Genomic DNA, 7,127 nt, shown 5'->3' with positions numbered 1-7,127 from the left:
TCGGTTTCGACAGGGTCGGTTTCGACAGGGTCGGTTTCGACAGGGTCGGTTTCGACAGGGTCGGTTTCGACAGGGTCATGCTCGCAGTATGTTGCGGACAACTGGCCGCCGTCTTGAATGTTTCGGAACTCTTCGGCCAGCCAGCGACGCGGCGGTACCGCCGCGAACCGGATAAACTCGCGGGTCAGGTGGGCCTGATCGCTGTGGCCGGTGTCGAGCGCGACGGCCGTCGGGTCGACGGACCCGCGGTGGGCCGCCGACTGCGCGATCCGGGCGGTCGTACGCTCGAAGCGGATTAGCATCGCGACAGTCTTGGGTGACCAGCCGACTTCGCCGTGAAACAGCGTCGTCAAATGCCGTGCGCTCACCCCGACTGCGTCCGCGACCGCACTGACCGGAGCCCGGCCGCGACTGCGCTCCAGTAGGTGCCAGGCGTGCGCGACCTCGGGACGCACTGTCGCACGGTCACGCCGCTGCCGCTCGTCGACCAGGTAGTCGGCGATCAACGTGAACGCGTCCTGCCAGTGCCGCATCTCGGCCACGCGCCCCCATAACTCGATCCCACGCCCGCCCAGCACAGCGGAAGCGTCGAAGTCGATCGCGCTCAACTCGGCGGTCGGCATTCCGAAGAGTGCGCGTGCGGCGAGCGGATGCACGGCCCGATATCCCACCATCGATGCGACGCCGGGAGCACTCCGCGGCGGCGCGGTGACAAACTCCCACATGCGGCCCGGCATGTCGGCGCCCACGCTATCCAGACTAGCGACCGGGGCCGACCGAGAGGCGAGTCCGCCCTTGTGCCACGATCAAAGAGAAAGTAACGTCACTTTCAGTTTTGTTGTGCCGCCGCCGTTTTCGCCGACCGGGGAGTCATCCATGGAATCCTTCGTCCACCTGCGCAAAGGCAAGACGCCACGCCGCCTGCACGCTGATCTTGACGGCCTGAAGGACGACGAGCTGGGCCGCGGCGGGTTCACCGGGCGTACCGCGAACCTCTACCGCCGCCACGACCCCACCGCCTATCGCGCGGTCGGCCCGCTGCGGCCGGTCGACGTGCTGGCCGACCAGCTCAAACCCGCCGACGCCAGCGACGCCGACGGCGGGCCGCTGCTGCTGTTCGCCAACCCCGACTGCCGGATCTCGTTGTCACGGCGCGGCGAGCCGATGCCGTTTTACGCCCGCCACGTCGACGGCGACCTGCTGTGTTTCGTCCACGCCGGTGCCGGGCTGCTGGAAACCGAGTTCGGGCCGCTGCGCTACCGCCAGGGTGACTGGCTGTACCTGCCGAAGGCCACCACCTGGCGGCAGGTGCCGGACAGCGAGACCACATTGCTGATGATCGAGGCCGCCGACGAGTTCCGGGTTCCGCCGCCCGGCGCGCTGGGCCGGCATTTCCCGTTCGACCCGTCACAGGCCACCATCCCCGAACCGGCGCACCCGGACGATGATGGCCGCGACGAGTACGAAGTACGACTGATGCACGACGGTGGCCCGACAACGCTGTACTACCAACATAATCCGCTCGACGTCGAAGGCTGGCGCGGCGACAACTTTCCGTTCAGCTTCAACATCGCCGACTACAACGTGGTCACCTCCGACAGCGTGCACCTGCCGCCGACGGTGCACCTGTTCATGCAGGCCACCGGCGTCTACGTGATGAACTTCCTGCCCAAGCCCGCGGAAAGCGTGCCCGGCACCGAACGCACCCCCTGGTATCACCGCAACGTCGACTATGACGAGATCGCCTTCTTCCATGGCGGCTCGCTCTACGGCCTACCGATGCCGCCAGGTCTGATTTCGCATGCGCCGCAAGGGGTTCACCACGGCGCCCCGGAGAAGGCACGCGAGCGCGCGCGGCGTAAGTTCGACGACTATGCCCGCGTGGACTGGCAGGTGATCGCGATCGACACCCGCCACAGGCTGACGCCGTCGGCCGAGGTGCTGGCCCACGACCTCGGGCAGCACTGAGCATGGCGCTGCGTCACCAGTACGACCGGATTCCGTATCTGGTTGCTTTCCAGAACAATTCCGCTGTCCGCGACGTCTACGGCGGGCTGGCCGAGATGACCATCCTGGAGAGCCACCTGCTCACGCCGCGCGACGTGGCCTCCGACACGGTGATCGTGTTCATGCATCCGATCGGCGGCGGGGCCTACCTGCCGATCGTGGGGGCGCTGGCCCGCGCCGGCCACCACGTCATCTACTGCAACAGCCGGTTCCGCGGCACCGACTCGGCGCTGCTGATCGAGAAGGTGGTCGAAGACCTCGGCGAGTGCATCAAAGATGCCAAGCGCCGGCTCGGCTACCGCAAGGTGGTGCTGGCCGGGTGGAGCGGCGGCGGCTCGCTGTCGCTCTTCTATCAGCAACAGGCCCGGCACGCCACCGTCACGTCGAGCCCATCCGGCGACGGCCCCGACCTCACCGCACTCGACCTCATCCCCGCCGAGGGCATCATGCTGCTGGCCGCCCACGTCAGCCGGCACGGCACCCTCACCGAATGGCTGGACGCGTCGATCCTCGACGAGTCCGACCCCACAAAGCGCGATCCCGAGCTGGACCTGTACAACGCCGACAACCCCAACCGGCCGCCCTATTGCGCAGAATTCCTCGCCCGCTACCGGCAGGCCCAGATCGACCGCAACCGTCGCATCACCGGCTGGGTCAAGGACAAACTGGCCGAACTGAAGGCGGCAGGGCGCCCCGATGACGAGTTCGGGTTCGTCGTGCACGGCACCATGGCCGACCCGCGCTGGCTGGACCCCACGGTCGATCCCAACGGTCGCACCCCGGGAACCTGCTATCTGGGTGAGCCCGCGGTGGTGAACATGAGCGCAGTCGGACTGGCTCGGTTCTGCACGTTGCGCAGCTGGTTGTCGCAGTGGAGCTACGACGACGCGAACGGCGACGGCGTCACCTGCGGACGTGACCTGGCGGTGCCGGCGCTGGTGATCGGCAACCTCGCCGACGACGCCTGCACGCCCAGCCACACCCGCAGGCTCTTCGAGGCTATCGCGCATCCCGACAAGCAGATGTACGAGATTCCCGGCGCCACACACTATTACGCCGGCCCGGACCAGCACGACAAGCTGGCACAAGCGGTCGAGATCATCACCGGCTGGCTGGTGCGCCACGACTTCGCGGCGGCCGAATGACACCCGCCGGCGCGCTGGACGGGGTCCGGGTGCTGGAACTGGGCACCCTGATCGCCGGGCCGTTCGCCGGACGCCTGCTCGCCGACATGGGCGCCGACGTGATCAAGGTCGAATCGCCCGGGGCGCCGGATCCGCTGCGCACCTGGGGACAAGCCGAACTCGACGGTCACCACTTCTTCTGGACCGTGCACGCCCGCAACAAAAGAGCCGTCACGCTGGATCTGCGCCGCGACCGCGGCCGCGAGCTGTTCCTGGAACTCGTCGAGAAGTCCGACATCGTGGTGGAAAACTTCCGCCCGGGCACGCTGGAAAAATGGGTTCTGGGTTACGACGTTCTGGCGCAACGCAACCCGGGTATCATCCTGGTCCGAGTCTCAGGCTACGGGCAGACCGGCCCGGACGCCCACAAGGCCGGATACGCCTCGGTGGCCGAGGCCGCCAGCGGGCTGCGCCACCTCAACGGGTTCCCCGGCGGCCCGCCGCCGCGGCTGGCGCTGTCGCTGGGCGACAGCCTGGCCGGCATGTTCGCCGCGCAGGGGGCGCTCGCCGCGCTGTACCGACGGACCATCACCGGCCGGGGCCAGGTCGTCGACGTGGCACTGACCGAGGCGTGTCTGGCCATCCAGGAATCCACCATTCCCGACTATGACGTCGCCGGGGTGGTGCGCGGGCCGTCGGGCACCCGGCTGGAGGGCATCGCGCCGTCGAACATCTACCGCAGCGCCGACGGCACCTGGGTGGTGATCGCCGCCAACCAGGACACCGTGTTCGCCCGGCTCTGCCAGGCGATGGGCCGCCCGGAACTGGCCGGCGACGACCGGTTCACCACCCACGGCTCTCGGGGGCGCAACCAGGACGAGCTCGACACCATCATCGGCGACTGGGCCGCGCGGCGCCAGCCCGACGACATCATCGAAACACTTTCCGCCGCAGGGGTGATCGCGGGACGCATCAACACGGTTGCCGACGTGGTGCGCGATCCGCAGCTGCGGGCCCGCGGCATGATCGCCGAGCACTTCGACGAGCGGGTGCAACGAATCGTCCGGGGACCGGGCGTGGTGCCGGTGTTCTCCGAATCCCCGGGCGGCATCCGCAACGCCGGGCCGGCGCGCCCGGGGCAGCACAATGACGACGTCTACCGCGGGCTGCTCGGCAAGACCGCCGGGGAACTCGAACGGCTGCACGCCGAGGAGGTGCTGTGAGCGCTCATGTGACCATTCGTGATGTGTCGCTGCGCGACGGGCTGCAGATCGAGACACCAATTCCGTTGTCGGCGAAGCTGGGACTGCTGGAGGCGATAGCGGCCACCGGGGTGCGCGAGGTCGAGGCGACGGCGTTCGTGTCTCCGTCCAAGGTCCCGTCGATGGCCGACGCCGCCGACGTCGCCGCGCAGCTGCACCGCTACCGGGACCGCCCGCCGGGCATCGAGTTCTCCGCACTCGTGGCCAGCCCCAACGGCGCCGGACGCGCCGTCACCGCCGGACTGCGGGCCATCGAGTACGTGGTGTCTCCCTCGGATGAGTTCAGCCGCGCCAACGTCGGCCGCACCAGCGCCGAGGCCACCGCGCAGATCGCCGACATCGTCGCGATCGCCCACGACAGCGACGTCCTCGTGGAGGTCATCGTCGCGACCGCGTGGGACTGCCCGTTCCAGGGGCCGACAGCACCGCAGCGAGTCGTCGACATCGCCTGCGCCGCTGTCGAATACGGTGCCGACAGGCTTTCCCTCGCCGACACCATCGGCACCACGACACCGGGCCGGGTCGAGTCGCTGATCGCGGCGCTGCGGCCGGCGATCGGGACCCTGCCGCTGGGCGGGCACTTTCACAACACCCGAGGTGCCGGCCTGGCCAGTGCCTATGCGGCGGTGCAGTGCGGCATCAGCAGGCTGGACTCGTCGGCCGGCGGGCTGGGCGGCTGCCCGTTCGCGCCCGGCGCCACCGGCAACATCGCCACCGAGGATCTCGTCTACCTGTTGACCGACAGCGGCATCAGCGTGGATGTCGACCTGCAGGCCGCCATCGCCGCCGCGAAGGTCGCCCGGGAGGCGGTCGGCCACGACCTGCCCGGCGCGCTGCTGCGCGCCGGCGACCGGATCAGGCACTGATGCCGCAGCTGAGCTCCAAGGGCCGCCAGACCCGCTGGGCGATCGAGCAGGCAGCGCGGAAACTGTTCGCCGAACGGGGTTTCCACGGCACCACGCTGGCGGACATCACCTCGGCGGCGGGACGCTCCCCGGCGGTGTTCTACCGTTACTTCACCGACAAAGAGGACCTGCTGGCCGCGCTGGCGGAGTCGTTCCTGCACGACGTCGTCGCCCCGTCGGGACTGTGCCTCAGCCTGCCCCGCTCCCCCGACGACACGGAGTTCTTCACCTCGGTGGTCACCGGCTACTGGAACATGTTCAAGCAGAACATCGGCATCATGATCGCGGTGGCGCAACTGGCCGCAACCCAGCCGCGATTCGCTGAGGTTCAGAACGAGTTTCGGCGCTTCGGCATGAACATCGTCGCGGCGTCGGTGCGACGCGCCCAGGAGCAGGGGTACGCCCACGACCTTGACCCCGGGCACACCGGCGCCGCCATCGCCTTGCTCTTCGAGAATTTCACCACCGTGTTCGTGGGACCGTCGGGCTGCCTCGGCCGCCAGATCAGCGACCGCGACGCCATCACCACCCTGTCGAGGATCTGGAAGAAGACCCTGTATGGCTTCTAGAAAGGATTGACCCGTGGATTTCGCACTACCAGAACACCTTCCGCGCATGCTCGCCCAGATCGACGCGTTCATCGACGCCGAGATCACGCCGTTGCAGGCAGAGAACATGCAGTACTTCGATCATCGGCGCGAGTTCGCCCGCACCGACGTCGAGGGCGGCGGCATCCCACGGCGGGAATGGGAGGACCTGCTCGACGAGATGCGCCGACGGGCCGACAAGGCCGGCTGGCTGCGCTACGGGCTGCCGGCGTCGCTGGGCGGCCGGGACGGCACCAACCTCGACATGGCCGTCATCCGTGAACATCTGGCCGCCAAAGGGGTCGGACTGCACAACGACCTGCAGAACGAGTCGTCGATCGTCGGCAATTTCCCCCAGGTGATCATGATCGAGAGGTTCGGCACCGACGCGCAGCGCAGCGAATGGTCGGAGGCGCTGATCACCGGGGAACGCTCGATGGCGTTCGGGCTCACCGAGCCGAAACACGGGTCGGACGCAACCTGGCTGGAGACCCGCGCCGTGTCCGACGGCGACGGCTGGGTGATCAACGGCTCCAAGCGGTGGAACACCGGCGTGCACCGCGCCACCCACGACCTGATCTTCGCCCGCACCTCCGGTGAGCCCGGACATGCCCGGGGCATCACCGCGTTCCTGGTCCCCACCGACGCGCCGGGTTTCACCGTCCCGTTCTACTGGTGGACATTCAACATGCCCAGCGACCACGGCGAGGTCGAGCTCACCGATGTGCCCATACCCGCCGATGCGGTGCTCGGCGAGGTGGACCGCGGGCTGGAGGTCGCGCAGACTTTCCTGCACGAGAACCGGATTCGGCAAGCGGCCGGCAGCCTGGGGGCCGCACAGTACTGCATCAACCGCGCCGCCGAGTACGCCCGTGAGCGCGTCGTGTTCGGCAGGCCGCTGGCGGTCAACCAGGCCGTGCAGTGGCCGCTGGCGGAGTTGCAGACCGAAGCCCAGATGGTGCGGCTGCTGGTCTATTACGCGGCCTGGCACCTGGACCGCAACCACCACCTGGAGGTCTCCGACAAGGTGTCGATGGCCAACTACCGCGCCAACCGACTGGTGTGCGACGCCGCCGACCAGGCCATGCAGACCTTCGGCGGCGTGGGTTACAGCCGTCACGAACCGTTCGAGCACATCTACCGGCATCATCGCCGCTACCGCATCACCGAAGGCGCCGAGGAGATCCAGATCCGCCGGGTAGCCCAGCGGCTCTTCGGGTTCGGCCAGAAGGGATCGACCCA

At 68.4% G+C, this 7,127-nt stretch carries 7 protein-coding genes; 6 read left to right on the top strand and 1 reads right to left on the bottom strand.

Features of this window, described 5'->3' with window-relative positions:
* Positions 1-674: helix-turn-helix domain-containing protein (locus tag ABDW21_RS03975; RefSeq protein ID WP_343710083.1), on the bottom strand; the 674-nt coding region annotated here is incomplete at its 3' end.
* Between the two features lie 202 nt (positions 675-876).
* Here ABDW21_RS03975 and ABDW21_RS03970 point away from each other — a divergent pair.
* From ABDW21_RS03970 to ABDW21_RS03945, 6 genes are all read left to right on the top strand, one after another.
* Entirely contained in the window at positions 877-1,968 is a 1,092-nt protein-coding gene (locus ABDW21_RS03970) for a homogentisate 1,2-dioxygenase (RefSeq protein ID WP_343599745.1), read from the top strand.
* 2 nt (positions 1,969-1,970) lie between these two features.
* Complete coding sequence (locus tag ABDW21_RS03965) at positions 1,971-3,152, top strand: alpha/beta hydrolase (protein ID WP_343599743.1); 1,182 nt, start codon at positions 1,971-1,973, stop codon at positions 3,150-3,152.
* Positions 3,149-4,354 carry a CoA transferase gene (locus ABDW21_RS03960; RefSeq protein WP_343599741.1) on the top strand — a complete coding sequence of 402 codons (1,206 nt, stop codon included), beginning with the start codon at positions 3,149-3,151 and terminating at the stop codon, positions 4,352-4,354. Before ABDW21_RS03965 ends, ABDW21_RS03960 begins: the two co-directional genes overlap by 4 nt.
* Positions 4,351-5,259 carry a hydroxymethylglutaryl-CoA lyase gene (locus ABDW21_RS03955; protein WP_343599739.1) on the top strand — a complete coding sequence of 303 codons (909 nt, stop codon included), beginning with the start codon at positions 4,351-4,353 and terminating at the stop codon, positions 5,257-5,259. Before ABDW21_RS03960 ends, ABDW21_RS03955 begins: the two co-directional genes overlap by 4 nt.
* On the top strand, positions 5,259-5,867 hold the full coding sequence (locus ABDW21_RS03950) for a TetR/AcrR family transcriptional regulator (RefSeq protein ID WP_343710079.1): 609 nt from the start codon (positions 5,259-5,261) through the stop codon (positions 5,865-5,867). The genes ABDW21_RS03955 and ABDW21_RS03950 overlap by 1 nt, the downstream gene beginning before the upstream one ends.
* A 13-nt stretch (positions 5,868-5,880) precedes the next feature.
* A partial coding sequence (locus tag ABDW21_RS03945; protein ID WP_343710078.1) for an acyl-CoA dehydrogenase family protein occupies positions 5,881-7,127 on the top strand: 1,247 nt, incomplete at its 3' end.

Origin of the sequence: Mycobacterium sp., assembly GCF_039583805.1 — a bacterium.
Taxonomy (GTDB): Bacteria; Actinomycetota; Actinomycetes; order Mycobacteriales; family Mycobacteriaceae; genus Mycobacterium.
The sequence above is the reverse complement of the archived record's forward strand: the minus strand, read 5'-3'. Positions and strand labels throughout refer to the sequence as shown.

Coding starts and splice junctions, on each gene's coding strand:
- ABDW21_RS03950 (WP_343710079.1), top strand. CDS start 5,259: ATGCCGCAGCTGAGCTCCAAGGGCCGCCAGACCCGCTGGGCGATCGAG.
- ABDW21_RS03970 (WP_343599745.1), top strand. CDS start 877: ATGGAATCCTTCGTCCACCTGCGCAAAGGCAAGACGCCACGCCGCCTG.
- ABDW21_RS03960 (WP_343599741.1), top strand. CDS start 3,149: ATGACACCCGCCGGCGCGCTGGACGGGGTCCGGGTGCTGGAACTGGGC.
- ABDW21_RS03965 (WP_343599743.1), top strand. CDS start 1,971: ATGGCGCTGCGTCACCAGTACGACCGGATTCCGTATCTGGTTGCTTTC.